The organism is Pseudovibrio sp. SCP20 (assembly GCF_057774105.1).
Map to the genome: position 1 here is coordinate 649,207 of NZ_JBYMDH010000001.1, position 25,183 is coordinate 674,389.

Below are 25,183 nucleotides of genomic sequence, written 5' to 3' on the forward strand. Positions count from 1 at the left end.
TAGTGACGTGATTTATTCAGAAAAGACACCGCAGCAGTTCCATGATGAGCAGCCGCAGGAAACCGACGTGCTTATCATTGGTGGAGGCATCATTGGCGTTTGCACTGCCTACTATCTCGCGAAGAAAGGCGTCAGTGTTACTCTCTGCGAAAAGGGTCGCGTAGCGGGTGAGCAGTCCAGCCGCAACTGGGGCTGGATCCGCCAGCAAGGCCGGGATGAGCCAGAAATTCCTCTTTCCATCGAAGCGCGCCACCTCTGGGCGCAGCTGAGCAAAGAGACTGGTGAAGATCTGGGTTACAGCGCAACAGGTGTCTACTATCTTGCTGAAAAGCATGAAGATCTAGAGAACTTCGAGAAGTTCGTTGAGCTGGGCAGGAAGTACGACCTGGACACCTGCATGATCTCAAGAGCGCAAGTCCACGAAGACATCAAAGGCAAGGAAGGTCGCTGGATTGGTGGAATGCACACCGCCAGTGATGGCCGCGCTGAACCCGGACAAGCGACACTGGGCATCGCCAAAGCCGCGCAACGCCTCGGAGCTGTCATCTGCGAAAACACAGCGGTCCGCACGCTGGTGAAGTCCGGGGGCAACGTTGTTGGTGCTGTAACAGAGCAAGGCGAGATCAAAGCAGGTCAGGTGATGTTGGCAGGAGGGGCCTGGTCCTCTCTGTTTGCAGCCAACGCAGGTATTAAGCTGCCACAGCTCTCCGTAGAGCTGACAGTGGCTGCAACCGAAACGATGCCGGATGTCTTCCCTGCCAACGCCTCAGACAACACCTTCGCCATGCGCCGCCGTCAGGATGGCGGTTACACGCTGGCTCACAAGAACAACCAGACCCACCACATCGGCTTGGATTCCTTCCGCTTTCTGAAACAGTGGCTGCCAAACATGGCGGAGAACCTGAAGGGCACCAGCATCAAACCATGGTCACCGAAGAACTATCCGGACCACTGGATGCAAAAGCGCCGTTGGACCGGAGCAGACACAACCCCATTTGAAGCCATGCGTGTTCTAAACTCCAAGCCGGATCAAAAGGAACTCGCGGCACTGACACACGCTCTTGCAGACCGTTTTCCGCAGCTCAAAGGAACCAAACTCCAATCAGCTTGGGGCGGCCTCATTGATGCAATGCCGGACTTCCTGCCCGTCATCGATCGGGCACCTGCTCAGGAGAACCTGCACATTGTAACGGGCTTTTCTGGTCACGGATTTGGAATCGGCCCATCCATAGGGCGGCTTATGGCGGATGTGCTCACAGGAAAACCGGCGGGGCACGACCTCTCCAGTTTCGCCTTTAACCGCTTCTAAAAGCAGGAAGACTTGAGGCACCGGCAGACGACACCCGAGAAATGCTCAAGCGAACAGAAGGGGAGAGGCGTACCGGCGGGTACTCTTTTTCTCTTTAGTGGTGTAAGCTGAAGAAAAGTTGCCAAATTAGTCCGATAAAACTAACTATACCGCAACGCGTAGATAACATTTCGCCAGATTGGGGTTTTCAATGCCAAACTATCGTTCACGCACATCCACACACGGCCGCAATATGGCAGGCGCCAGAGGTCTGTGGCGTGCAACCGGTGTTAAGGAAGGTGACTTCGGCAAGCCGATTATTGCTGTCGTAAATTCCTTCACGCAGTTCGTGCCTGGCCACGTGCATTTGAAAGACCTCGGTCAGCTTGTCGCTCGTGAAATCGAACAGGCCGGCGGCATCGCAAAAGAGTTCAACACCATCGCAGTCGACGACGGCATCGCGATGGGCCACGACGGCATGCTCTACTCGCTGCCATCTCGTGAACTGATCGCAGACTCCGTTGAGTACATGGTCAACGCACACTGCGCTGATGCCATGGTCTGTATTTCCAACTGTGATAAGATCACTCCAGGCATGCTGATGGCGTCTTTGCGCCTCAACATCCCAACCGTGTTTGTGTCCGGTGGACCGATGGAAGCGGGCAAAGTAACGCTCGCAAACGGTGAAAAACGCAAAGTTGACCTTGTCGACGCAATGATCGCCGCAGCCGATGACAGTGTTTCTGACAGCGATGTTCAGAGCATCGAGCGCAGCGCATGCCCGACTTGTGGTTCCTGTTCTGGCATGTTCACCGCGAACTCCATGAACTGTCTGACTGAAGCTCTAGGCTTGTCCCTTCCGGGCAATGGATCCACGCTTGCAACACACGCAGACCGGAAACGTCTGTTCATCGAAGCAGGCCACCTGATCGTGGACCTGGCCAAGCGCTACTACGAACAGAACGACGAAAATGCTCTTCCGCGCAACATTGCAAACTTCAAAGCTTTTGAAAACGCAATGACAATGGACATCGCCATGGGCGGCTCCACCAATACCGTTCTGCACCTGCTTGCTGCTGCTCAGGAAGGTGAAATTGACTTCACCATGGACGACATTGATCGTCTGTCCCGTCAGGTGCCAGTCCTCTGTAAAGTCGCCCCTTCCGTTGAAAACGTTCATATGGAAGACGTCCACCGCGCAGGTGGTATCCTCGGCATTTTGGGCGAACTCGACCGCGCAGGCCTGATCGATACCTCCGTGAAGTCTGTCCACGCGAAAGATATGGCAGAAGCTCTGGAGCGCTGGGACATCAAACGCACAGACAGCGCTAGCGTGCGCGAATTCTTCTCCGCAGCGCCGGGCGGCGTTCCAACGCAAGTCGCGTTCTCTCAAAGTTCTCGCTATGAAGAAGGCGTTGATGATGATCGCGAAAACGGTGTCATCCGCTCCAAAGAGCACGCCTATTCTCAGGACGGCGGTCTGGCTGTTCTCTTCGGCAACCTCGCTGAAGACGGCTGTATCGTTAAAACTGCAGGCGTTGACGAGAGCATCCTCAAGTTCTCCGGTCCGGCCCGCATCTTTGAATCTCAGGATACAGCTGTAAGCGCAATCCTGACCGGCAAGGTGAAAGAGGGCGACATCGTTCTCATCCGTTACGAAGGTCCACGCGGTGGTCCGGGCATGCAGGAAATGCTGTACCCAACCAGCTACCTCAAGTCCAAAGGCCTTGGCAAAGCGTGTGCGCTGGTCACTGATGGTCGCTTCTCTGGTGGATCGTCTGGTCTATCCATCGGCCACGTATCACCGGAAGCTGCGGAAGGCGGTAACATTGGTCTGCTGGAAGAAGGCGATATGATCGATATCGATATTCCAAACCGCAAGATCGAAATGCGCGTTTCTGATGAAGAACTTGCATCCCGCCGTGCGGCAATGGAAGCCAAAGGCAAAGATGCCTGGAAGCCTGCCGAAAAGCGCACCCGCAAGGTCTCTACTGCACTGAAAGCCTACGCTGCTATGACAACCAGCGCAGCAAAAGGCGCGGTCCGCAAAGTCGACTAAGCGTAAAGCAACACTGAACAATCAAAGCCCCGTGGAGTTCTGCTCCACGGGGCTTTTTCTTTAAACTCAAAATTCGAGTGCTTAACTCGGAGCGTTCACATACCGCAGATACGGCAGAACGGTTTTGACAGCACCAAACTTGTTCTCAGCATCCTCTGTAGTGACGGCTGGTGGTACGATGACATCTTCACCAACTGTCCAGTCAGCAGGTGTTGCAACGCCTTTGGCGGACATCTGAAGCCCATCCAAAGCGCGAAGGATTTCTGCGAAGTTGCGGCCAACTGTCATCGGATAGGTCATCATCAGCTTGACCTGCTTGTCAGGCCCGATGATGAAAACGGAGCGTACGGTTGCTGAATCTGCAGGTGTTCGGCCATCTGGCAGAACGTATTCTGCAGGCAACATGTCAAAGGCCTTTGCCATCTCAAGCCCCGCATCCGCAACGATCGCGAAATCAGGTTTGCTGCCGCCAACGGCCTCAATGTCGACTTTCCACTTCTTGTGGTCCTCAACACCGTCAACGGAAACACCAAGAACCTTGGTATTTCGTTTGGCCCATTCGTCACCCAACTGGGCAACTGCGCCAAACTCCGTGGTGCAAACCGGGGTGAAGTCCTTGGGGTGAGAGAAAATGATCGCCCAGCTGTCACCGACCCAATCGTGCAGATTGATCTCTCCATGATCAGTAGGAACGGTCAAATTAGGGATCGTATCGTTTATGCGCAAAACCATGACTTGTCCTCTTCTGATATGGCATCTGGACTGAGATAAGACCGCAATATGCCTTTTTTCGGCCCGCCACTATCTTCCTTCAGATTAGTTTTCCGCGAAACAATAGAGGCAAACTACAAGAGCAGGCCATCATTGAGTTTTGGCAGAAGGCCTCCTAGTTTGACAACTTGCGGATGAAAATCTAAGGCAGACTATGGCTTGCAAAGGCATTGGATAGGCTAAACCAATGAAATTGCCGCTCAACAGGAGATGAGAATGATCACGCCAGTGGTGAAAATGATCAAAGTGAACTGCACTCCGGAAAAGGCATTTGAGGTTTTCATTGGTGACTTTAGCAAATGGTGGCCGACACAAACTCATTCGGTCACAGCAATGAGAGGCGGAGAGCTGCCAGATGTCTTCTGCGAGCAAAAAGAAGGCGGCAAGCTCTATGAAATTGCCGGTGATGGTACACGTCATGACTGGGGCACCATCAAGCTCTTTCAACCACCTAAAGCACTCTCAATCCTATGGCACATCAACAATCCTGAAAGTATGGCGACCTGTGTCGACGTAACTTTCGAGAAGGATGGTGAGGGGGCGAAAGTCGTCTTGAGCCACCACGACTGGGAGAAGCTCGGCGAAATCGGCTCCACAATGCGTGAAAGCTACAACAACGGCTGGGTGAGTGTGTTCGAGCATCACTTCAAAGATGCGTGCAACGCGAGTGCAGAGTAGCATGTAAAACCTCGCTGTCATCTCCAGCGAGGTTCTCTTCTAGTGACTATCCCCGCCAGCTCAACAAGGCTTTTTCAGCTTTTCCGATCAGCCAGCTCACGCAGAGCCCTAGAATGGAAAGCATAGCCACGCCGACGATCAGCTGGTCGGTCGCAAACAAAGATCCTGCCATTAGAACATAGGCACCAATGCCGTACTCGGCACCGATCATTTCTGCTGCTACCAGCAGGATGATAGCGATACTGGCAGAAATGCGCGCGCCCGAAAGGATCGCTGGCAAAGCTCCCGGCAAGATGATCTTCCTGACAATAGAAAGCCAGCTCATCCCGAAGGACTGCCCCATACGGATCAACCCACGCTCCACATTATCAACGCCGCCATAGGTAGCGATAACAGTTGGGAAGAAGGTGCCAAACAGAATCGTTGCGACTTTGGAGCCCTCGCCAATGCCGAACCAGATGATGAAGAGCGGCAGCAAGGCGATCTTTGGAATAGGAAAAAAAGCTGATGTAAGTGGCAGCAAGCTGGCTCGTGCCAGTGAAAACAACCCAATCAGCAAGCCAACCAGAATGCCGAGCGCTGTTCCGATGCTCCACCCAAAGACCAGACGGTAAAGGCTGGTGCTCACATGCTTCCAAAGCAACCCGGAGTTATAGAGATCCAGAAATGCCTGAAAGGCTTCAGAAGGTGCCGGTAACAACAGATTGCTGATCAAACCAGTGCGGGAGCCAAACTCCCAGAACAGCACCAGAGCGAGAAACACAAAGGGCGCAACAAAGCGGATAGGCCGCGGCTTGAAGCCACCACCGCGAAACGGAACTTTTCTGCGATTGAACTGATCAGACATCAGCAAGCTCCCTGTCTGCTGCCAGAGCTTCTTCGCGCATCATGTGCCAGAGTTGTTGCTGAATATCTTCCAGCTCTGGTGCCCGTTCGCGCCGTTGTTCCAGTGGCATGTCAATCTGAACCACCTCACGCACCTTTCCGGGGCGGCGCGAGAGTACGATCACCTTGTGTCCGAGACGTACAGCTTCAGCCAAATTATGGGTCACATAGCAGGCAGAGAACTTCTCCCGTGCCCACAAATCAACCAGATCATCCATCAGCAACTCTCGAGTCTGGCTATCCAGAGCTGATAGCGGCTCGTCCATCAGCAAAAAAGCCGGGCGTACGGCAAGGGCTCGTGCAATGGCCACACGCTGCTTCATGCCGCCAGACAGCTGGCGAGGAAGGGCATCATGAAACTCAGAAAGATTGGTGCGTGCAAGCACATCGGTGATGATAGCTTCACACTCTTTCTTCGGCAGCTTGTGGTCTTCAAGAACCAGAGAGATGTTTCCTGCTACCGAACGCCAGGGCAGTAATGCGAAGTCCTGGAATATGTAGGTGAGGGGATTGAGAGAGCCCTCAGGCACTTGCCCGGCAATGTAAGCAGCGCCTTGGCTCGGTTCTTCAAGCCCACCCATTAAGCGCAATAGGGTCGATTTACCACAGCCTGAAGGACCGATGATCACGGCGATCTCACCGGGCTCAAAAGTCAGATTGATGTCTTGGAGCACCTCGACAGGGCCGTAGGAGTGCCTAAGATTTTCAATGGAAATTTGCATGTAATCCAACCGGATTATGGGGAAGGGGTATTGCCCGATAACGGCCAATACCCTTGTTGGATTAGAAGGTTTCGACGAACTTCGCGTCAACCAGCTTGTCGAGTGTTACGCCAGCTGGCACGAGCTTTTCGCTCTTGAACCAATTGAGCTGATCTTCAACACTCGCCATGTTCAGAGCAGCACCTTCATTCAGACGCATCGCACCGTTGCGAATGGAGGGTGCAGCTTTCTCATAGGGGCGATCTGCATAAACGTACTTGTGAATGAGCTTCACCATGTCTTCTGCAGCAGCATCACCTGCGGATTTATCAACCAGAGCCGCATTGAAATCTGCCGCGCCCTTGGAGTAAGCGCCAAGGAAGGTCTTAACCAGCTCAGGATTGTTACTGGTGTTTTTCGTAGAGGTGAAAACTGTGGTCACCTGATAGTTCGGCACATAGTCAGACACTTTGCCGATCATTTCCACCTGAGGAGACTTTGCCAGACCTTTGGCAATGTGCGGGACGATGGACCATGCATCGATCTGACCGCTCTTAAGCGCACCAATCACAGCGCCAACTTTCTGTAGCGGACGGATCTTGATGTCTTTGCGCTCAAAACCTTCCTTGTCAGCAATCTTGTGCGCCATGTAGTGGAAAGAAGAACCGGCAGTGGTCACACCAAAGCTTTTGCCCTTCAGGTCTGCAGGGGTTTTCAGGCCAGCATCAAAGGCTGCTTTGGAAGCAAGGATCATCTGGCCATCAATGCCATCTTCTTCCTGCAGCGCCCCACCAATCACCTTCACAGCACCTTTGTCTGCAAGGCTGATCAGACCACCGGAAATTGCGGTAAGACCAAAATCAACGTCGCCAGATGCAATCGCGAGCGCCATTGGCTGTGCCGCCTGGAAGAACTTGAATTCTACATCCAGACCAGCGTCTTTGAAGTAACCTTTTTCAAATGCAACAAAATTTGCGGCATGAGAAGTAAAGCGCAGGGCGCCAACGGTGATCTTCTCTTCTGCTGATGCTGTGGTCGCAAACGTTCCGGTCAGAACTGCTGCGCCCATCAAAACGCCGCTTAAAATACCGCGTACTTTCATCTCTATCCTCTTAAGTGAACGGTGAGAGCAAACTCTCGTCAATCAAAGCGTTTCCCGAAAAGTGGCAATCTGTCTTCGGGCAGTAACACGCAGGAATAAATCAAATGCAGTTGCCCGATCTTTATAAGAGACAACCGCGTCAACCAGTTCAATCGTGCATAGATTAATCATATAACGCAACCCGGCACACCTGAGACTTGCAATATTCTCAATCTGAATAGGTTCGCTCTCGCAACTCTGCGCATTTATATGCTGCAAATTCGAGAAGACTTAGCCAAAGATGCTTCAAGGTTTCATTCAGATAAACCATCTGCACAAAACTCTAGTAAAAAGGCCGGAAGTGATTATTCATCTCCGGCCTCATATCGAGTCCAATTGATGAACTCAATTTGATCTGTGATCAGCTTCAGCCCTTTGTAAGAAGCTTGGTCATCACATTTTCGATGATCTGATGGCCACCATCCTGATCCAGTGACATGATGGATTCTGGGTGGAACTGAACAGCACCAATCGGCTCGCTCTTATGTTCGATCGCCATAATCACACCGTCTTTGGTCTCTGAAGTCACCTCAAAGCACTCTGGCAACACATCACGCTTAGCAAACAGTGAGTGATAACGACCAACCGTCACAGGAGAACTCAAGCCATCAAACAGCACGGAGTTATGCGTGAAAGAGACAAGAGATGGCTTGCCGTGAACCGGCACATCCAGCTGATCAAGCTCACCACCAAACGCTTCTGTCAACGCTTGCAGGCCAAGACAAACACCAAAGATCGGCAGTTTACGAGCACGCGCCCGCTCAATGGTTGCTGTACAATCAAAGTCCTTCGGCGAGCCCGGACCAGGGGAGAGAACCACCAGATCTGGATTAACCCGATCAAACACTTCATCTAGCACCGGACTACGATAGGTCACAACCTCAGCGCCAGTCTGGCGGAAGTAGTTCGCAAGGGTATGAACGAAACTGTCTTCATGATCCACGAGCAGGATCTTCTTGCCCTTACCCGGCTTGGCTTTGACCACTTCTTCTTCAGATGTCAGTGCCAGGCCTGCTTCACGAACCGCAGCAATCATTGCAGATGCTTTCAGTTCGGTCTCGGCCTCTTCATCCTCAGGAATGCTATCATAAAGCAAAGTCGCACCTGCGCGGATCTGAGCGACACCCTCTTTGATGCGCACGGTGCGCAAGGTCAGACCGGTGTTCATGTCGCCGTTAAACAGCACAGCACCAATCGCACCACCATACCATGCGCGCGGGCTCTTCTCATGGTCCTCAATAAACTGCATGGCCCACCGCTTCGGCGCACCGGTCACAGTCACAGCCCATGTGTGGGAAAGGAAGGCATCCAGCGCATCCTTACCATCCAACAAGGTGCCTTCAATATGGTCCACGGTGTGGATCAGACGGGAGTACATCTCAATTTGGCGACGTCCGATGACACGAACAGACTCAGGCACGCAAATCCGACTCTTGTCGTTGCGGTCCACATCAGAACACATGGTCAGCTCTGCTTCATCCTTGGTGGAGTTCAGCAGTTTGCGGATTTGCGCTTCATCCTCAATAGCGTTCTTGCCTCGACGGATGGTGCCGGAAATTGGACAGGTCTCAACACGGCGACCACCAGTTACACGCACATACATTTCTGGTGATGCACCAACGAGGTACTCAGCATTGCCTAAGTTGATGAAGAACGAATACGGAGATGGATTGATCTGCTGCAAACGTCGGGAAACAGCAGATGGAGGATTATTGCAAGGCTCGTAAAAGACCTGTCCCGGAACGGTTTCAAATAGATCACCTCGTTTGAAGTAATCAACCGCAGAACGGACCAGATCAGCGTACTCACCCGGCTCATGATCACCACGTCCTGGTGTTTCAGTCGCTGGCTTATACGGAGTTTCTTCGCCATCACGCGGCAGACCATCCGTGGTCTTGGCGTTGAACTCAAAATCGTATTCAAGCACGTGAGCCTTGCGGCCATAGTGGTCAACGATCAGGATTTCATCTGGCAGAAACAACACCATATCCCGCTGATCATCAGGACGCTGCAGTTTCTGATTAATAGGCTCAAACTGGAAGGTCAGATCATAGCCAAACGCACCATAAAGACCGAGCTGATCATCATCACAGGAAAATAGATCAACCAGCGTGCGAACAACTGAGAAGGTCGACGGTTGACGGGAACGCTCTTCCTCAGAAAAAGCACGGTCTGGTGTCTTCACAGACAGATCGATACGGTACTCATCCGCAGAAAACTCTGCGATATCTTCATGGCCTTCCAGAGCACCTGTAACAGCTGGCATAAGTACACAGCCACGCTCGTTCAGGGCCTGAATGGTGATCTTGCGGTCATTGGATTCAATCAGCAGCGGTGGATTGGCCAGAGCCATATCCCAGCGTGTGTAGCGGCCCGGATATTCGTAGGATGAGGAGAGAACTGCACCGCGCTGGCGATCCAGTCTGTCCATCCATTCGCTTGTACCAGCGGCATAATCAGCATTGCGGCTTTTGCGGCGGATGATAACGCCGCCTTTGCTCTTATAAGTCCGTTCTGCCGTGATCGGCATGGTCAATCCTCCGGGTCGTGCACACCAGTTTCCGATGTTTGCGAGGCGGTAGATACAACAAAGCCGCCTGCAGGGAATGCGGCGGCTTGGAAATTACAGGTCTTCAAGACATGCGTGATCAGCCACCGTCACCGGCGCCACCACCACAGCATGTTTTGAGCTTGCATAGTCATCATGCGATTTTCATAACCTAAGGAGCGAAGAGGTGCAACTCCTGAAACAAAATTGCACCCACCAATAAGCGAAAGACCACTTCACCCCTTCGTGAAGTGGCCTCGTTTAATCGCTACGCACAAGCGTGTTTGATTAGGCGATCGAGGAAGGCGTCGCATTTGTCGAGTTCGGATTTTTTGATGAACTCGTCAGGTTTGTGAGCCTGTTCGATATTGCCCGGACCGCAAACAACGGTAGGGATATCGAGAATGTTCTGGATTAGGCCAGCTTCGGTTCCATAAGCAACTTTGGCATGGTCGTTACGACCTGCCAGTTTCTTTGCCAGAACAGTCACGTCTGCTTCAACGTCCGTATCCAGTCCCGGGATCTCGGAGAATGGAATAAACTCGATGTTGGCCTCAGGATATACCTTGCGCATTTCCGGCAGAAGCTCTTCAAAAGCATAGCGCTCAACTTCGTCCATGCACGCCTTGGTGCTTTCAGAAGGCAGCATGCGGAACTCAAAGATCACTTCACAATGCTCAGGTACAATGTTGAGAGCGGTACCACCCTTGATTACACCAGTGTGGGCGGTGGAGAAGGGCAGATCATAAAGCGCATCGCTTGGACCAGCAGCCAGCTTGCGAGCCATCTCTTCCAGTTTTGTGACCAGTCGGGCACCATAGTGCACTGCATTCACACCGTGTGGGGCGAGGGAAGAGTGGCAGGAAAGACCTGTAAATACTGCGCGATAGGAAGATTTGGATTTGTGCGCGACAACCACCTGCATTTCAGTTGGCTCACCAACAAAGCACGCCTCAGCCTTGAAGTCATCACCGGCAAGCTTATGCAAAATAGGCTGGACGCCAATACATCCAACTTCCTCATCATAAGAGAACATAAGGTGGAATGGCTTCTTCAGCGGTGCTTTTAGCATGTCCGGCACTTTAGCCAGAGAGCAGGCAACAAAACCTTTCATGTCACAGGAACCACGGCCATAAAGCAAACCGTCCCGCTCGCGAAGGGTGAATGGGTCGGTAGTCCAGTCCTGACCTGCGACCGGCACAACGTCTGTATGGCCTGAAAGAACATAACCATCTGGCCCATCACCACCGATCGTCGCAAACAAGCTCGCTTTCTCGCCGGTCTCGTCTGGCAGAGTGAAGGAGGACACCCCCAGATCAGTCAGATATTCTTCGATCCACTTAATCAGGGGGAGATTTGTTTTTGCGCTGACCGTGTCAAAGCTAACCAGCTTTGCAAGGACTTCTTGGCTTTTCATTGTCATGGAAATTTCTTTCGGGAAATCAGAATCGTGAAAACCGACTATAGAAAGAGAAATCCATTAGGAAAAGTACGTTTACGAGCTTTCGTTGACCTGCCCTTGCGTTGTTTCACCCTTACCCCACAGCCAGGCGGCACCGCGAACACCAGAACTGTCGCCGTGTTTGGCCTTGCGGATATCAAAATCATACCCGTCGGAGAAAATGTAAGGACGCATTGCAGCTGGAAGATCCTTGTAGATCTCATCTACGTTGGACATGCCACCCGCCAGCACAAAGCAATCTGGATCCAGAATGTTGGCAGCCATTGCCAGCGCGCGGCCCAAACGGCTCACATAACGCTGATAAGTGCCCATGGCAGCTTCATCACCAGAGCGCATGAGCTCAATGATCTCGAGACCTTTTAAAGCCTTGCCAGTCGCGTTTTCATAATCCCATTGAAAGCCTGTGCCAGAGCAAAGCAGGTCGATCGTACCGTGGTGTCCGGTCCAGTTCAAGGGTCCCGGAAACTCACCTTCCTGCATCCATGGTACGGTCACGTTGCCCCACTCGCCGCCAATACCATTGGCCCCTTTATGTGGGCGGCCATTGATGGCAATGCCAGATCCGCAGCCAGTTCCGATGATCACGCCATGGACAACACCGCAGCCTGCGCCCGCACCATCTATGGCTTCGGAAACAGCCATGCAGTTGGCATCGTTCTGAATACGCACTTCTCGGCCAAGAGCATCACACAGATCTTTATCGAGCGGCTTTCCATTCATCCATGTGGAGTTTGCGTTCTTGACCAGTCCTGTGCTTGGAGAGATGGAGCCTGGAATCCCGATACCGACAGTGCCGGTCTCTCCAGTAGCTGCTTCAACATCTGCAACAAGTCCGACAACAGCCTCTACACAGCCTTGGTAATCATTCTTGGGTGTTGGAACACGCTTGCGAAACAGTTCGTCACCTTCGTTAGAAAGTGCCAGCGCTTCAATTTTGGTGCCACCCCAGTCAAGTCCAATTCGCATGTTCCAATCATTCCCCCGTTACATGCATATGAGGCCTTGGCCTCTGCATTTATTGTTGTTCTCTGGTTTAGTCTCGTCGCTGGGGCATTTCAAACGCGCCCGCGTCGTCTCCATCCAGAGCATCCAGTTGTTTGCCGTAGCTTTTAAATTTTCGCAGTATCTCTTTCATCTCGGTTGGAGAAAGAGGCGCAGGTTCTCCCAGAACCAGCGCAGAAAGATATTGATCAGCCAGTGCTTCCACTTCACCTGCGAGCCCAAATGCCTTGTTCAGTGATGGGCCGTAAGCGATTTGTCCGTGATGAGCCAGCAAACAGGCTCGGCGATCTTCTAAAGCTGCAATCATCGCGTCTGAGAGTGCTTTCGTGCCAAAGGTAGCATAGTCCGCACACTTGATCTCATCTCCACCCGCCACAGCGACCATGTAATGAAACGCCGGGATGCCTCGGTTGTGAGTTGAAAGTGCAGTCGCACGCGGTGAATGGCTATGCACCACCGCCTCCGCAGCTTCATAAGTACGGTAGATATCCAAATGCATGCGCCATTCGGAAGAAGGCAGAAAATCTCCGTAATAACCGCCTTCCAGATCCATAAAGACGATCTTCTCTACCTCCAGATCCTCGTAAGGAACACCTGAAGGGGTAATCAGCATGCCGTTGTTGCAGCGTGCGCTGACATTGCCAGAGGTGCCATGTGTCAAACCAGTGCTTTGCAAAGCACGCGCCGTCTCAATGATTTCTCGGCGAAGCTGGTTTTCAGCTGTTGTCATAACACTTCTCCAGTGCGCTGCGGCCAAAACGTGAGCAAGGCTAGCGGCAACGGTTCATCTCAGGCAATAGCGCTCAATGCGTATCTTTGCTCTCTTCTTCTCTACGCCTGCGCAAGGCCTCATTGAGGTCAGGCGCAGCAGAAACAAGGATACGTGTATACGGATGCTTCGGGTTGGAGAAGACCTCTCCGGTTGGGCCTTCCTCAACGATCCGGCCAGCATTCATCACAATTACGCGGTCCGTAATCGCCTGCACGACGGAAAGATCGTGCGAGATAAACAGATACGCCATCCCGAGACGATCACGAAGATCAGCAAACAGATCGAGGATCTGTGCTCGGATTGAAACATCCAGCGCAGACACTGGCTCATCCGCCACAATCAGACTTGGGTTGGTCACCAAAGCACGTGCAATCGCAATACGCTGGCGCTGACCACCTGAAAACTCATGCGGATACTTGTTTGCATCAGCGGAGGTAAGCCCAACGCTCTCCAATACTTCATGGACCCGTTTCCGGCGCTGTATGCGGGACAGCTCCTTGCGCATCAGGTGCAATGGCTCGCCTACTGTGCGTTCAACGGTATGGCGTGGATCAAAGCTGCCATACGGATCCTGAAAGACGGCCTGAATACCAAGCTGAAGATCTTGCCGGTCTTTGCGAGAAACAGAATAGGGGTCTTGCCCCAGAAACTGAATGTGCCCGCCATCAGGTGGCGTCAGGCCCAAGATGGTGCGAGCCAATGTGGACTTGCCACATCCACTCTCGCCCACCAGCCCCATACTCTGACGGGGCGCCACATGGAAGGACACATGCTGAACTGCACGGTGCCATTGCCGACGGGTGAAGAAGCTGGCGCGCGGAAGCGGATACTCGCGCAGCACATTGCTCACTTTCAGCAGCGGCTGTGTAACCTCATCAACCGGTTCTTGTCGTGGCACCGGCACGTGGTTGGAGGCCTCAAACAGCTTCTTGGAGTACGGATGGGAGAGATTGTCGAACAACTCGCAGGTTGGACCACGTTCAACAATCACACCATCCTTCATAATCGCCACATTGTCTGCCATATCCGCAACAACAGCCAGATCATGCGAAATGAGCAGCATTGCCATCTGCTCTTTCTTCACGATGTCCTTCAGCAATGTCAGGATCTGCGCCTGAACGGTCACGTCCAGTGCAGTTGTCGGCTCATCGGCGATAAGAACTTTTGGCTTACAAGCAATCGCGATTGCAATGACCACACGCTGCCGCTGACCACCGGAGAGCTGATGCGGAAAGCGATCAATCAATCCGTACTCAAGGCCAAGACCAACACGCTCCAGAACGTCAATGGTCTGTTCCATCGCTTCTTTGCGGGAAAGGCCAAGATGCCAGCGCAACCCTTCAGACACTTGCTCACCAATGGTGCGTGTCGGATTTAGGGCTGTCAGCGGCTCCTGAAACACCATGGAGATGTCTTTGCCACGAATGTGGGTCATCTCGGGATCGGTCGCGCGCGTGAGGTTCTTGCCCTCAAACATCAGCTCACCGATCTGATTGGCACCTTCTGGCAGCAGCTGCATGGCGGAGAGCGCGCTCATAGATTTACCTGAGCCACTTTCGCCCACAAGACCAAGAATTTTGCCTTGCTCAAGCGAGAAACTCACATTGCGCAAGATCGCCTTGTCACCAATGGAAACGCAAAGGTCTGTCGCGGAAAAGACAGAGGTCATGCCACTCTCCTCCGCATTTTGGGATCCAGCAGATCGCGCAGGCCATCACCCAGCAGGTTGAAGCCAAGTACAGAGAAGATAATTGCAAAGCCCGGATAAAGTGCCAGTTGTGGTGCAAACGCGACCATGGTCTGCGCCTCATAGAGCATACGACCCCAACTCGCCATCGGCGGCTGTGTGCCCAGACCAAGATAAGAAAGTCCGGCTTCCGACAAAATCGCCAGTGACAGCTGAATGGTCGCCTGCACAATCAGCAGATTAGCGATATTCGGAATAACGTGCTCCAGCGTGATCAAGAAGGAGTTCTTGCCGGAAAGCCGGGCAGCAAGCAAAAATTCACGGCCTGAAAGGGATAGCGCACCACCTCTGGCCACACGTGCAAACACCGGAATATTGAAGATGCCGATTGCGATCACCGCGTTGATCGTACCTGGTCCAAAAATGGAGGTGATTAGAACAGCGGAAAGCAGGGAAGGGAACGCAAAGATAAGGTCATTGGTGCGCATCACCAGTTCTTCCAGCAGTCCTTTGCGTGCGGCTGCAAGTAGTCCTAGCGGAACACCAATCAGCATACCAATGCCAACGGCAATCAAAGCCACAATGATGGAGGTGCGCGCACCCACCATCAACATCGAAAAGATATCGCGGCCATACTGATCTGTTCCGAACCAGAACTCAGAGCTCATTGGCTTCAGGCGGTTGGCAACGTTCAGAACATCAATTGCATAAGGCGTCCAGAAGATGGAGAGCACGCCAGCTATCAATATAACGATGGCAAGGAAGGCACCAATCAGAAAGGAACGACTATGCAGAGCCTTCCTCCAGATGGAGATTTCATCATAGGTAGCAAGCGACGGGTAGCTTGGAAGTTCCTGATTCATACTCGTCGCCTCAATCTTGGATCAATGGCTGCATAGGCGATGTCGACGAGAAACGTCACAAAAATGGTAAGAGCAACAAGCAGCATCACACTGCTTTTCACAACAATGAGATCACGCTGAGTGATGCCTTGGAAAATCAGACGTCCCAGTCCAGGCAGATAGAACAGGTTCTCAATGATAACAGTACCCGCAATCAGGAAGGAGAATTGAAGGCCAAGAATGGTCAGCACCGGAATAAGAGCATTTCGCACACCATGGCGCCAAAGCGTGGCTTTGTTGGAAAGGCCTTTAGCGCGCGCGGTGCGGATATAATCCTCATGCAGTACATCCAGCAGAGCGGAACGCATCACACGAGCCAGAATGCTGGCTTGCGGCAAGGCCAAAGCCACAACAGGCAGTATCAGCGCCTGCAATGAGCCAAAAAAGCTCACTTCCCAACCGGGGAAACCGCCCGATGGCAACACACGCAGCACAATCGCGAATACGTAAACTAAAAGAATAGCGATCCAGAAGTTCGGGATCGCAATACCAATCTGCGCTGCAGACATGATGCCCGTATCAATGACCTTGCCATGATACCGCGCTGAATAGACGCCGATTGGGATTGCGATGATTGTAGAGAGGATCAGAGCGCCAGTAGCCAGTGGAAGGCTGATCTGAATGCGCTCTCCGATGAGTTCTGCAACTGGAACGGAGTAGGTATAGCTGATCCCGAAATCGCCCTGCAGCATGCCAAGCACCCAATTAATATAGCGGGTGGTGACAGGTGCATTCAGACCCAGTTCGGCACGCAGCGCTGCCAGCGTATCAGGCTGTGCGTTCAGCCCAAGCATCACTTCTGCCGGATCACCGGGAATAACCTCAAGCACAACGAAGATTACGAGGCTTGCGGCCAATAGAGTTGTCAGTAAGCCTATGAGGCGAAGGAACGCGAACCAGAGCATTCGACAAATCCGCAAAACCAATCAAACTTGCGTCGCACAAGCAAATTGTACAATGAGAGAAAAGGGTTACCGCTAGAGTAACTATCGGTTTGAAATCGCTTAAACCAATTGGTCTGGAATAGCAATTGAGAAGGGCTGTGATTACGGTTGCAACCGCAGCCCTGTGCAAATATCTACGTGTATTTGCTAGGTGATTTTAGTTATTTGCCCAGTGAACCTGCGACAGGTCATTGCCCGGTGTCGGAGAGTTGCGCCAAAGCCCCTTCACATTGGCATTCCAAACACCAGACTTCGCCAGCTGGAACAGATACACATTCACTGCATCATCAGAGATGATCTGCTGAGCCTGTTTCAAAAGCTCATAACGTTTCTCTTCATCAACTGTCACATTCAGCTCTTCAATCACATTCTTGAAGGCGTCACTGTTGTAGTTGAAGTAGTACTTCTCACGCGCATAGATACCAATATCCATTGGCTCAACGTGAGAGACGATGGTGAAGTCGTAGTTGGTCTCTTTGAATACCTCAGAAAGCCACTGCGCCCATTCAACCGGAATGATCTTCAGATCAATGCCAACTTTCTTCAGATCTGATGCAATCAATTCACCACCACGGCGCGCATAGGTTGGCGGAGGCAATTTCAGTGTCGCACTGAAGCCATCAGAATAACCAGCCTTGGCAAGAAGCTCTTTCGCTTTTACTGGATCGTAAGGATAAAGCCCCGTCAGATCGTTATAGGCAGGATGGTGCGGCGCAAAGTGCGTGCCGATCGGAGTACCCAGACCGAACATCGCCCCATCAATCAGCGCCTGCTTGTTAATCGCGTGAGAAATAGCCTGACGGACAAGCTTGTTCTTGAGTGGGCCGCGGGTGTTGTTCATCGCTAGGATGGTTTCACCCTCAGTGGTCCCAATCGCAACTTCAAAGCGTGGATCAGCTTCAAACTGAGCAATCGTTTCCGGGGCAGAGAAGGTTGGGAACGCATCAAGGTCGCCGGAGATCATGGCTGCAAAAGCAGCATTGGGATCAGAGATGAAACGGAACGACGCCTTATCCAGCTGAGGTTGATCACCCCAATAGCCATCAAAGCGGGAAATGCGGATTTCCTGCCCCTTCATCCAGCGATCGAACTTGAATGGTCCGGTGCCAATCGGTTTCGTTTTGTTACTCTCGGCTGATTTAGGAGAAACGATAACGGCGTCACCCCAAGCCAGATTATAAGCAAGATTGCCACTTGGTGTGGTGAGCTTGATATCAACGGTTTCCGGATCAATCACCACTACTTCATCAATCGCTGCAAACAAAGGCTTCTGAGCATTCACACTGCCTTCCCCCCGTGCGCGATCAATGGAAAATTTGACGTCCTCAGCTGAAAACGGTGTTCCATCATGGAAGACAACACCCTTTTGCAGGTGGAAGCGATAGGTCATCCCATCTTCGCTCACATCCCAGGATTTGGCGAGAGAAGGCTGAACACTTCCATCCGGGCCGATACGTGTCAGGCCCTGAAAGATGTTTTGATAAACCACTTCATCAATTGCAGCAGCTGCGCCTGCAGTTGCATCAAGATGAGGAGGTTCGAGTACCATTCCCAAAGACAGGGATGATTTGGCTTCAGCAGAACCGTGCGCACCTGTAAGTGCTGCAAGGACGAGGGCCGCGCCTCCAGCAAGGCAAAGCAGCCGACTTTTTAATGACTTTGCATGCATTCCATTCCGTCCCTTATACTTTAAGAGTGCACGTGATCAGACTGTGTTCTTGTTATTGGGCTTGCATCAGGCTCTGTAAGAAGAGAGTACGCCGCCAGTGCCATTACTTTTGCGCTGTCTACGAGATCCTCGATTCCAACAAATTCGTCCGGCCTGTGCGCCATCTCAAGTTTGCCTGGGCCATACGCAATACAATCGTGCAAGTGGCCAAGCCGTGTTATGTGCTTCTGATCATATGTCCCCGGAGAGACCACATATGATGCATCCTTTTGAAGCACGTCTTTAATTCCGTCTGCGACTGCGCGCGCGACTGGGGAGTCTTTGTCGGCCATCACAGGGAGAACTTCAAGGAGATCCTTAAGTTCATATTCGAAATTTCTACGTGTTTTACGCAGATTTTCTAATATTTCAACTATCTCTTGTTTCACGTCCTCCAAAGGCTCTTCAATCAGGAAGCGACGATCCAGTACGATGCGGCAGCTATCTGCAACACAAGGGGAGGGAAGACCGTCATGTCCTTCATCCTGCCCGCCATGTAACGAATTGATATTTAACGTAGATGATCGGGCGCCGGGAGGAATAACCGGCATTTGTGTTTGTTTTTTGCTGAGTGCGGGGTAAAGCTCGTTTTCAAGCACATTCAAAAACGCCCCCATGTGACGAATTGCGCTGTCTCCTAGGAACGGCATTGAGCCGTGGGCAATGGAGCCGCGAGTCTCGATCTCACTCCACCACACACCTCTGTGCCCGAGGCAAACTTGATCTTTATGCAGTGGTTCCGGGATGATTACGTGATCAACGCGAGGCTTGGAAAAGTATCCATGTCTGGCGAGATAAGCCACGCCGCCAAGCCCGCCAGACTCTTCATCAACAGTGCCTGAGATCTCAATCGCACCGCAAAACTCAGGGAAACACTCAATCAGAGATTCAGCAGCAATAATGGAAGAAGCCAAGCCGCCCTTCATATCGCAGGCTCCACGCCCAAAGACCTTACCGTCTTTGACAACCCCTGCAAATGGATCAACCGTCCAGCCATATCCAACTTCAACCACATCAATGTGTGAGTTGAAATGAACGCAAGGCCCGGGGCCGCGTCCCTCATAGCGACAGATGACATTGATACGCGGATAACGATCAGAGTCGCCAGGGGTGCTTTCACCTCTGACATACCCAACCTGGAAGCCTTTGCGCCTCAAGCGCTCCCCAATGAACTCGGCACAGGGGCGATAAGCTTCTCCGGGAGGATTGATAGTCGGAAACGCAATCAAATCCCGTGTCAGAGCCACAAGCTCCTCTACTTTGCTCTCGACAGATTGCCTGAGTTCATCCCGCATTGTCCCCCCAATCAAATGCTTAAATGAATTAACGAATATCGTGACCCGTCCCAAATCGACTGAATACCCCTGAAAAGTACTAGGTAAGTTGACGATAAAGAGACTGGTAAAATACCTTAATTATTTTCGAGAGAATGTGTGGAACACTGAAACTCCACGTGTTTTGAGGGTTTTTGCCTGCACCTTCTAAGTTTACGAATAGACTATTCGTTTGTTTGAAAGTGATCCTGAAAATATGACTGGCAATAGCATGAGCAAAATCACACCTGTGATTCTGTCGGGTGGGTTTGGATCTCGCCTCTGGCCTCTGTCCCGTAGAGAAAGGCCAAAACAATTCTTGCCAATCTTCTCAGGACAAAGCCTCTTTCAAAAGACATGCGAACGCGTCAGTTCTGAGCAGTTTTGTGCCCCTCTGGTCATTTCCAATCAGGACCACCGCTTTCTGATTGGCGAGCAAATGGCAGAACTCGGTATTGAGCCTCAGGCCATCGTGCTGGAGCCATGCGGACGTAATACCGCTGCACCAGCAGCTCTTGCAGCTCTTATGGCACTACAGACAGATGAAAACGCCATCGTATTGCTGCTACCCTCAGACCATCTGGTCGCTGATGATAAAGAGTTCCTGTGCGCTGTAGAAGCTGCGCATACTGCTGCTGATGCTGGGCAGATCGTGACCTTTGGTATCGAGCCAAGCGAACCCAACACCGGTTACGGCTACATTAAGCTATGCGAGGGCAGTGAGTCTGTCCGCAAGGTCGATGCCTTTGTCGAAAAGCCGAACCTGGCAACCGCAGAGGAGTTCCTCAAAGACGGCAACTACCTTTGGAACGCCGGCATCTTCATGTACTCAGCTGCTGCCATGCGCGATGCTTTCCAAAAGCATGCCCCTGATATCTGGGAGCAGGTGGCCAAGGCCTCTGAGAATGCAAGGCACGATCTGGACTTCTTGAGACTGGAAGAAGAAGCCTTCGCACAGGTGCGCAATATCTCCTTTGACTATGCGATCATGGAAAATGAAGAGAATGTTGCCTGCGTTCCCACTGATCCGGGATGGAGTGATCTGGGTTCTTGGCCTGCAATCTGGGAGTCCATGGCAAAGAATGATGAGGGAAACTCCGCTTTGGGCGACGCGATCTTCGAACAGTCCAAAAATTGCCTCGTTTATTCTGAAGATGCCCTCGTCAGCGTTGTCGGCTTGGAAGATGTCATGGTCGTCAACACCAAGGACGCACTCCTCGTCGCCGCAAAAGATAAGGCGCAGGACGTGAAGAAGGTGGTGGAGCAACTGGACAAGGCAAACCGGCCTGAAACTGTTCAGCACCGCCGCGTTTATCGCCCATGGGGATGGAGCGAGCGTATCTCAGAAGGCGAGCGCTTTCGTGTGCAGTCCATGATGATCGAACCTGGTAAAGGCCTGACACTGCAGCGCCACATCCACCGTGCAGAGCACTGGGTTGTTGTGAGTGGGACGCTGGAAGTGACCATTGATGGGAAAGATGAGCTGATTTCAGAAAATCAGTCCGTCTTTGTCCCGCTTGGAGCAAGGCACAAACTACAAAATCCGGGAAAAATCCCGGTTCGCATGATCGAAGTCCAGTCCGGCGCATACATCGCCGAGGATGATATCCTGCGAGTATAACGTGAATTTGAAAACCGTTTGGTGGGTAACGAAACACATTCAAACGGAGTTTGATAAAAGCGTCACGTCTCTGCACTACCAGTGATCTGATGCTTACCTAGGAGAAAATATGTCAGTTAAACCGGTTTCACAGCTAACGCCGAACACCTTGGCCTATGAAACGACACCGTTGGTCAAGCCGACCGGTTTTCGCGAGTACGATGCGCGCTGGCTCTTTGAAGAAGAGATCAACCTGAAGGGCATTCAGGCTCTGGGCGAGGGGCTCGGAACTCTCATTCATGAACTTGGTGTTCGCCCTGAGATCGTAACCGGTCATGATTTCCGCGGTTATTCTGCGTCTATCAAAATGGCCCTAATCACCGGTCTCATGTCCGCTGGCATCAAGGTGCATGACATTGGCCTCGCCATGTCTCCAATGGCTTACTACGCGCAGTTTGATCTGGATGTCCCATGCGTGGCGATGGTTACAGCCTCCCACAATGACAATGGCTGGACTGGCGTAAAGATGGGCGCAAACCGCCCGCTGACCTTTGGTCCGGAAGAAATGGGGCGCCTGAAAGAAATCGTTCTGGAAGGGAAAAGTGATCTGCGTGGTGGTGGTTCCTATGAGTATCACCCGGATCTGGCAGACCGCTACATTGCGGACCTGACTGAACGCGAGAAGCTGAAACGTCCGATCAAAGCTGTCGTAGCATGTGGTAACGGCACAGCAGGTGCCTTCGCACCGCGTATTCTTGAAGCGCTGGGCGTGGATGTCATCCCACTGGACTGCGAGCTGGATCATACCTTCCCGAACTACAACCCGAACCCGGAAGACATGAAGATGCTTCATGCGATCCGCGACAAGGTGTTGGAAACCGGCGCCGAAGTTGGCTTGGGCTTTGACGGTGATGGCGACCGCTGTGGTGTGGTTGATAACGAAGGTGAAGAGATCTTCGCAGATAAAGTTGGCGTCATGCTCGCCCGCGATATCTCCGCACTGCATCCTGAAACCCAGTTCGTCGTGGATGTGAAGTCAACCGGTCTTTACCACACGGACCCGGTCCTCAAGGCCAATGGTGCAAAGACTGACTACTTCAAAACCGGTCACTCTTATATCAAACGCCGCGTGACTGAGCTTGGTGCGATCGCTGGCTTCGAGAAGTCCGGCCACTATTTCTTCAACCCACCAATCGGTCGTGGGTATGATGACGGTGTTGTCTCCGCTGTTGCAGTTCTAGATATGATGGATCGCAACCCGGATAAGACGATGGCTGATCTGCGCCGTGACCTGCCAAAGACCTGGGGCTCCCCAACCATGGCAGCAAAATGCGCAGATGAGATCAAGTACGATGTGGTTGATCGTGTTGTTGAGCGTTTCAAGTCTATGAAGGCGGAAGGCGCGAAAGTGTCTGGTCATGACATTGATGACCTCATCACCGTAAATGGCGTTCGCGTTGTTTGTGATGACGGCACCTGGGGCCTTGTTCGCGCTTCCTCTAACAAACCTGAACTGGTTGTTGTGGTGGAAAGCCCAGTTTCTGAAGAGCGCCTGCACGAGATGTTCAAAGCAATGGATTCAGTCCTGCGCGAAAATCCAGAGGTTGGTGACTACAACCAGACACTTGCTGAACTGGCCTAACGCCTAAACAGAATAAAGACGCTAAAAACGCCGGCCTTATGGGGGCGGCGTTTTTGTTATGGGACTACTCGCACAAGGGGTGGGGGATCGCTAGTAGCCCGCAAAGTAAAGCAGGTCGACAATGTACTTGCGCACCGCTGGGCCATGCGGTTTCGGCAACCCAATGGTCGCATCATAAAGGCGGACTTCACTGTCACAGAGTTGTTTGTCGGTCGGGTCCGCAGCAAAAATGCGGCTCAGTGACTCCATTGGGTACACTTTCACAAGTGCGTCAAAGGCGGCATTCACCGGAAGATACAAGTCCGTATCAGTCGGCTTATCTGTTACCTGACCAGTCACACGGATTTTCTTCTTCAATGGCTTTGCCGGGTATTGAATGACAAGCCCGTCATCCTTGGCTTTTACTTGCGCATCTGCAAGCAGTTGGAAGAGTACCAGCCCTTCTTTGGTGCTTTCGCTTTCCACCTCTGTGTAGCTGTCCAGAAACGCGCCAGTTGACCCGGAAAAGACCTGCGCACAAATCAGCTCACCCTTGCTCTTTTTCAGCTTCAAAGTGAGGGCGCGCTTGGCTTTCAGGACCTCGATGATTTTATCGTCATCAGCATACTTCAAAAGTGGTCGATACACCTGCAGGGCACGATAAAGCATATCATGTAAACTCTTGGCCAACACCCGCTCATCAGCGCCTGATTGAATCTCTTTCTCAATTTGACTCTGCAGGTCTTTGTAAAGACTCGGAAAATCTCCCTTGATCACGGGCAGTGAGGGAATGTCCGCGACAAGCGCATCCAGCACTTTGGGCTGATGCTTGCCATCAGCAGCCTGGCTTTCCTGCGTCAGATATCCGCCAAAATCAAAGTAAAGCAAGGTCGCCACGATAGTGACAACAACCAAAGGAACGCCAACGTACTCCGCAAGCTTACCAATCATCTCATTTTGCCTTCAAGTTACAGTCAGGAGGGTATGTCGACTGTATATTATAAATTATCAAAAATGACAATTTATAATTTTAAAGGCTTGAAACCGACTCTAAATCAGTGAGTTACAGGTGGTTTCTAAAGAGATCCTTCTCTTGTTTTACCAAGTCACTGATAAAATCCGAGACAGCCTTGATACGGCGCAGGTGACGCGCGCTTTCATGGGTCACAAGGTAGTAACTGCGTGAGATCCGCCGTCCGGGCAGCACAGGCACGAAGTCATCATTACCGTCCGCAATAAACCCGTGAAGGATGCCGATCCCGCTGCCAGCGCGTACGGCTTCCGTCTGCCCAAGAGCACTGGCGCACTCCAGACGTGACTGCCACTCCTTGGAGAACTCAGCGGAGTAGTTGAGAGAGGAGGCAAAGATCAGATCGTCCACATATCCAATCAGGCGATGCTGCTTCAGCTCTTCTTCGGTCTGCGGCAGGCCATAGCGATCAGCATAGGTACGGGAGGCATAAAGACCCAGCGAATAGTCTGTCAGTTTACGGCTCACCAACCGCCCATGTTCTGGTTGGCCCACTGTCACGGCCAAATCAGCCTCGCGCTTTGAAAGCGAAAAAGCGCGGTGGAGTGGAACCAACTGCAGCGTAAGATCGGGATAACGTTCATTAAGAGCGCCAAGGCGAGGAGCCAGAAACGCAACACCAAAGCCATCAGGAGCACCAATGCGCACCGCGCCGGAAAGTTCCACATCCGTCCCGCCGATTTCAGCGCGAGCAGAAAGCATCTCCGTTTCCATGCTCTCAGCAAACTCAAAGAACCGCTCACCTTCGCTGGTCAAGGCGCAGCCTGTGGTTCGGCGGTCAATCAGTTTAGCCTGTAATGCAGCCTCAAGCGCGGAGAGGCGGCGGGCAACGGTTGCATGGTTGAGGCCTAGCCTTTGAGCAGCTCCCAAAATCTGTCCGGAGCGCGCCACGGCAAGAAACACTCTTGCATCATCCCAGTTCATGATTTTTGATTGCTCCCATTCCAAGTGCTGCGCAGTTTGTTATTTAATTTTCGCACAACGGTTTCGAATATTATCTCATTGATATGCGAAAAATATAGTTCATGCTAGGGGCATAAAGAAATTCGCTCGCAGACCTGTAAAACGCAT

20 protein-coding genes are annotated in these 25,183 nt (G+C 52.1%); 5 read left to right on the top strand and 15 right to left on the bottom strand.

Annotation, left to right across the window (positions count from 1 at the left end):
- Positions 1-7: 7 nt before the first annotated feature.
- Positions 8-1,309: an NAD(P)/FAD-dependent oxidoreductase gene (locus AC3CB2_RS03000; RefSeq protein ID WP_352930961.1), complete on the top strand. Its 1,302-nt coding sequence runs from the start codon at positions 8-10 to the stop codon at positions 1,307-1,309.
- Positions 1,310-1,499: 190 nt separating this feature from the next.
- Entirely contained in the window at positions 1,500-3,347 is a 1,848-nt protein-coding gene (ilvD, locus tag AC3CB2_RS03005; RefSeq protein WP_352930959.1) for a dihydroxy-acid dehydratase, read from the top strand.
- An 81-nt stretch (positions 3,348-3,428) separates the two neighbouring features.
- Here the strand turns inward: ilvD and AC3CB2_RS03010 are convergent, their stop codons facing one another.
- Complete coding sequence (locus AC3CB2_RS03010; RefSeq protein WP_352930957.1) at positions 3,429-4,079, bottom strand: peroxiredoxin; 651 nt, start codon at positions 4,077-4,079, stop codon at positions 3,429-3,431.
- Positions 4,080-4,334: 255 nt separating this feature from the next.
- On the opposite strand from AC3CB2_RS03010, the gene AC3CB2_RS03015 reads away from it, so the two are divergent.
- Entirely contained in the window at positions 4,335-4,796 is a 462-nt protein-coding gene (locus tag AC3CB2_RS03015; RefSeq protein ID WP_352930955.1) for an SRPBCC family protein, read from the top strand.
- Between the two features lie 46 nt (positions 4,797-4,842).
- Here AC3CB2_RS03015 and AC3CB2_RS03020 read toward each other — a convergent pair whose 3' ends face one another.
- The 12 genes from AC3CB2_RS03020 to AC3CB2_RS03075 form a co-directional block, all read right to left on the bottom strand.
- Positions 4,843-5,643, bottom strand: a complete 801-nt coding sequence (locus tag AC3CB2_RS03020; protein WP_352930953.1) for an ABC transporter permease — start codon at positions 5,641-5,643, stop codon at positions 4,843-4,845.
- Positions 5,636-6,403, bottom strand: coding sequence for an ABC transporter ATP-binding protein (locus AC3CB2_RS03025; RefSeq protein ID WP_352930951.1), 768 nt, complete (start codon positions 6,401-6,403; stop codon positions 5,636-5,638). The genes AC3CB2_RS03020 and AC3CB2_RS03025 overlap by 8 nt, the downstream gene beginning before the upstream one ends.
- Positions 6,404-6,464: 61 nt before the next feature.
- Positions 6,465-7,484, bottom strand: a complete 1,020-nt coding sequence (locus AC3CB2_RS03030; protein ID WP_352930949.1) for an ABC transporter substrate-binding protein — start codon at positions 7,482-7,484, stop codon at positions 6,465-6,467.
- A gap of 406 nt (positions 7,485-7,890) precedes the next feature.
- Positions 7,891-10,053 (bottom strand): anthranilate synthase, encoded by a 2,163-nt coding sequence (locus AC3CB2_RS03035; protein ID WP_352930947.1) that lies wholly within the window; start codon positions 10,051-10,053, stop codon positions 7,891-7,893.
- A 286-nt stretch (positions 10,054-10,339) separates the two neighbouring features.
- Positions 10,340-11,494: an acetylornithine deacetylase gene (gene argE / locus AC3CB2_RS03040; RefSeq protein WP_352930945.1), complete on the bottom strand. Its 1,155-nt coding sequence runs from the start codon at positions 11,492-11,494 to the stop codon at positions 10,340-10,342.
- Positions 11,495-11,566: 72 nt separating this feature from the next.
- Positions 11,567-12,499 (bottom strand): ROK family protein, encoded by a 933-nt coding sequence (locus AC3CB2_RS03045; RefSeq protein ID WP_352930943.1) that lies wholly within the window; start codon positions 12,497-12,499, stop codon positions 11,567-11,569.
- 67 nt (positions 12,500-12,566) lie between these two features.
- On the bottom strand, positions 12,567-13,265 hold the full coding sequence (locus tag AC3CB2_RS03050) for a class II aldolase/adducin family protein (RefSeq protein ID WP_075698135.1): 699 nt from the start codon (positions 13,263-13,265) through the stop codon (positions 12,567-12,569).
- 73 nt (positions 13,266-13,338) lie between these two features.
- Positions 13,339-14,976 carry an ABC transporter ATP-binding protein gene (locus AC3CB2_RS03055; RefSeq protein WP_352930941.1) on the bottom strand — a complete coding sequence of 546 codons (1,638 nt, stop codon included), beginning with the start codon at positions 14,974-14,976 and terminating at the stop codon, positions 13,339-13,341.
- Positions 14,973-15,857 (bottom strand): ABC transporter permease, encoded by an 885-nt coding sequence (locus AC3CB2_RS03060; RefSeq protein ID WP_054784732.1) that lies wholly within the window; start codon positions 15,855-15,857, stop codon positions 14,973-14,975. The genes AC3CB2_RS03055 and AC3CB2_RS03060 overlap by 4 nt, the downstream gene beginning before the upstream one ends.
- The gene (locus AC3CB2_RS03065) at positions 15,854-16,801 is read right to left on the bottom strand and encodes an ABC transporter permease (protein WP_352930939.1); all 948 of its coding nucleotides are present in this window, start codon (positions 16,799-16,801) and stop codon (positions 15,854-15,856) included. Before AC3CB2_RS03065 ends, AC3CB2_RS03060 begins: the two co-directional genes overlap by 4 nt.
- 196 nt (positions 16,802-16,997) lie before the next feature.
- Positions 16,998-18,509, bottom strand: a complete 1,512-nt coding sequence (locus tag AC3CB2_RS03070; RefSeq protein ID WP_352930937.1) for an ABC transporter substrate-binding protein — start codon at positions 18,507-18,509, stop codon at positions 16,998-17,000.
- Positions 18,510-18,529: 20 nt separating this feature from the next.
- Positions 18,530-19,843: an acetylornithine deacetylase/succinyl-diaminopimelate desuccinylase family protein gene (locus AC3CB2_RS03075; protein ID WP_352930935.1), complete on the bottom strand. Its 1,314-nt coding sequence runs from the start codon at positions 19,841-19,843 to the stop codon at positions 18,530-18,532.
- A 250-nt stretch (positions 19,844-20,093) separates the two neighbouring features.
- Between AC3CB2_RS03075 and AC3CB2_RS03080 the strand changes: the two genes are divergently transcribed.
- The gene (locus tag AC3CB2_RS03080) at positions 20,094-21,482 is read left to right on the top strand and encodes a mannose-1-phosphate guanylyltransferase/mannose-6-phosphate isomerase (RefSeq protein ID WP_488390222.1); all 1,389 of its coding nucleotides are present in this window, start codon (positions 20,094-20,096) and stop codon (positions 21,480-21,482) included.
- Between the two features lie 109 nt (positions 21,483-21,591).
- Positions 21,592-23,103, top strand: a complete 1,512-nt coding sequence (locus AC3CB2_RS03085) for a phosphomannomutase/phosphoglucomutase (RefSeq protein WP_352930931.1) — start codon at positions 21,592-21,594, stop codon at positions 23,101-23,103.
- A 90-nt stretch (positions 23,104-23,193) separates the two neighbouring features.
- On the opposite strand, the gene AC3CB2_RS03090 is transcribed toward AC3CB2_RS03085, so the two are convergent.
- Positions 23,194-24,033 (bottom strand): hypothetical protein, encoded by an 840-nt coding sequence (locus AC3CB2_RS03090; protein ID WP_352930929.1) that lies wholly within the window; start codon positions 24,031-24,033, stop codon positions 23,194-23,196.
- A 112-nt stretch (positions 24,034-24,145) separates the two neighbouring features.
- The gene (locus tag AC3CB2_RS03095; RefSeq protein WP_352930927.1) at positions 24,146-25,036 is read right to left on the bottom strand and encodes a LysR family transcriptional regulator; all 891 of its coding nucleotides are present in this window, start codon (positions 25,034-25,036) and stop codon (positions 24,146-24,148) included.
- Positions 25,037-25,183: the final 147 nt, after the last annotated feature.

Bases quoted from the DNA above. Each gene is read 5' to 3' on its own strand.
- ilvD (WP_352930959.1), top strand. From the start codon at position 1,500: ATGCCAAACTATCGTTCACGCACATCCACACACGGCCGCAATATGGCA.
- AC3CB2_RS03010 (WP_352930957.1), bottom strand. From the start codon at position 4,079: ATGGTTTTGCGCATAAACGATACGATCCCTAATTTGACCGTTCCTACT.
- AC3CB2_RS03015 (WP_352930955.1), top strand. From the start codon at position 4,335: ATGATCACGCCAGTGGTGAAAATGATCAAAGTGAACTGCACTCCGGAA.
- AC3CB2_RS03020 (WP_352930953.1), bottom strand. From the start codon at position 5,643: ATGTCTGATCAGTTCAATCGCAGAAAAGTTCCGTTTCGCGGTGGTGGC.
- AC3CB2_RS03025 (WP_352930951.1), bottom strand. From the start codon at position 6,403: ATGCAAATTTCCATTGAAAATCTTAGGCACTCCTACGGCCCTGTCGAG.
- AC3CB2_RS03030 (WP_352930949.1), bottom strand. From the start codon at position 7,484: ATGAAAGTACGCGGTATTTTAAGCGGCGTTTTGATGGGCGCAGCAGTT.
- AC3CB2_RS03035 (WP_352930947.1), bottom strand. From the start codon at position 10,053: ATGCCGATCACGGCAGAACGGACTTATAAGAGCAAAGGCGGCGTTATC.
- argE (WP_352930945.1), bottom strand. From the start codon at position 11,494: ATGACAATGAAAAGCCAAGAAGTCCTTGCAAAGCTGGTTAGCTTTGAC.
- AC3CB2_RS03045 (WP_352930943.1), bottom strand. From the start codon at position 12,499: ATGCGAATTGGACTTGACTGGGGTGGCACCAAAATTGAAGCGCTGGCA.
- AC3CB2_RS03050 (WP_075698135.1), bottom strand. From the start codon at position 13,265: ATGACAACAGCTGAAAACCAGCTTCGCCGAGAAATCATTGAGACGGCG.
- AC3CB2_RS03055 (WP_352930941.1), bottom strand. From the start codon at position 14,976: ATGACCTCTGTCTTTTCCGCGACAGACCTTTGCGTTTCCATTGGTGAC.
- AC3CB2_RS03060 (WP_054784732.1), bottom strand. From the start codon at position 15,857: ATGAATCAGGAACTTCCAAGCTACCCGTCGCTTGCTACCTATGATGAA.
- AC3CB2_RS03065 (WP_352930939.1), bottom strand. From the start codon at position 16,801: ATGCTCTGGTTCGCGTTCCTTCGCCTCATAGGCTTACTGACAACTCTA.
- AC3CB2_RS03070 (WP_352930937.1), bottom strand. From the start codon at position 18,509: ATGCATGCAAAGTCATTAAAAAGTCGGCTGCTTTGCCTTGCTGGAGGC.
- AC3CB2_RS03075 (WP_352930935.1), bottom strand. From the start codon at position 19,843: ATGCGGGATGAACTCAGGCAATCTGTCGAGAGCAAAGTAGAGGAGCTT.
- AC3CB2_RS03080 (WP_488390222.1), top strand. From the start codon at position 20,094: ATGAGCAAAATCACACCTGTGATTCTGTCGGGTGGGTTTGGATCTCGC.
- AC3CB2_RS03085 (WP_352930931.1), top strand. From the start codon at position 21,592: ATGTCAGTTAAACCGGTTTCACAGCTAACGCCGAACACCTTGGCCTAT.
- AC3CB2_RS03090 (WP_352930929.1), bottom strand. From the start codon at position 24,033: ATGATTGGTAAGCTTGCGGAGTACGTTGGCGTTCCTTTGGTTGTTGTC.
- AC3CB2_RS03095 (WP_352930927.1), bottom strand. From the start codon at position 25,036: ATGAACTGGGATGATGCAAGAGTGTTTCTTGCCGTGGCGCGCTCCGGA.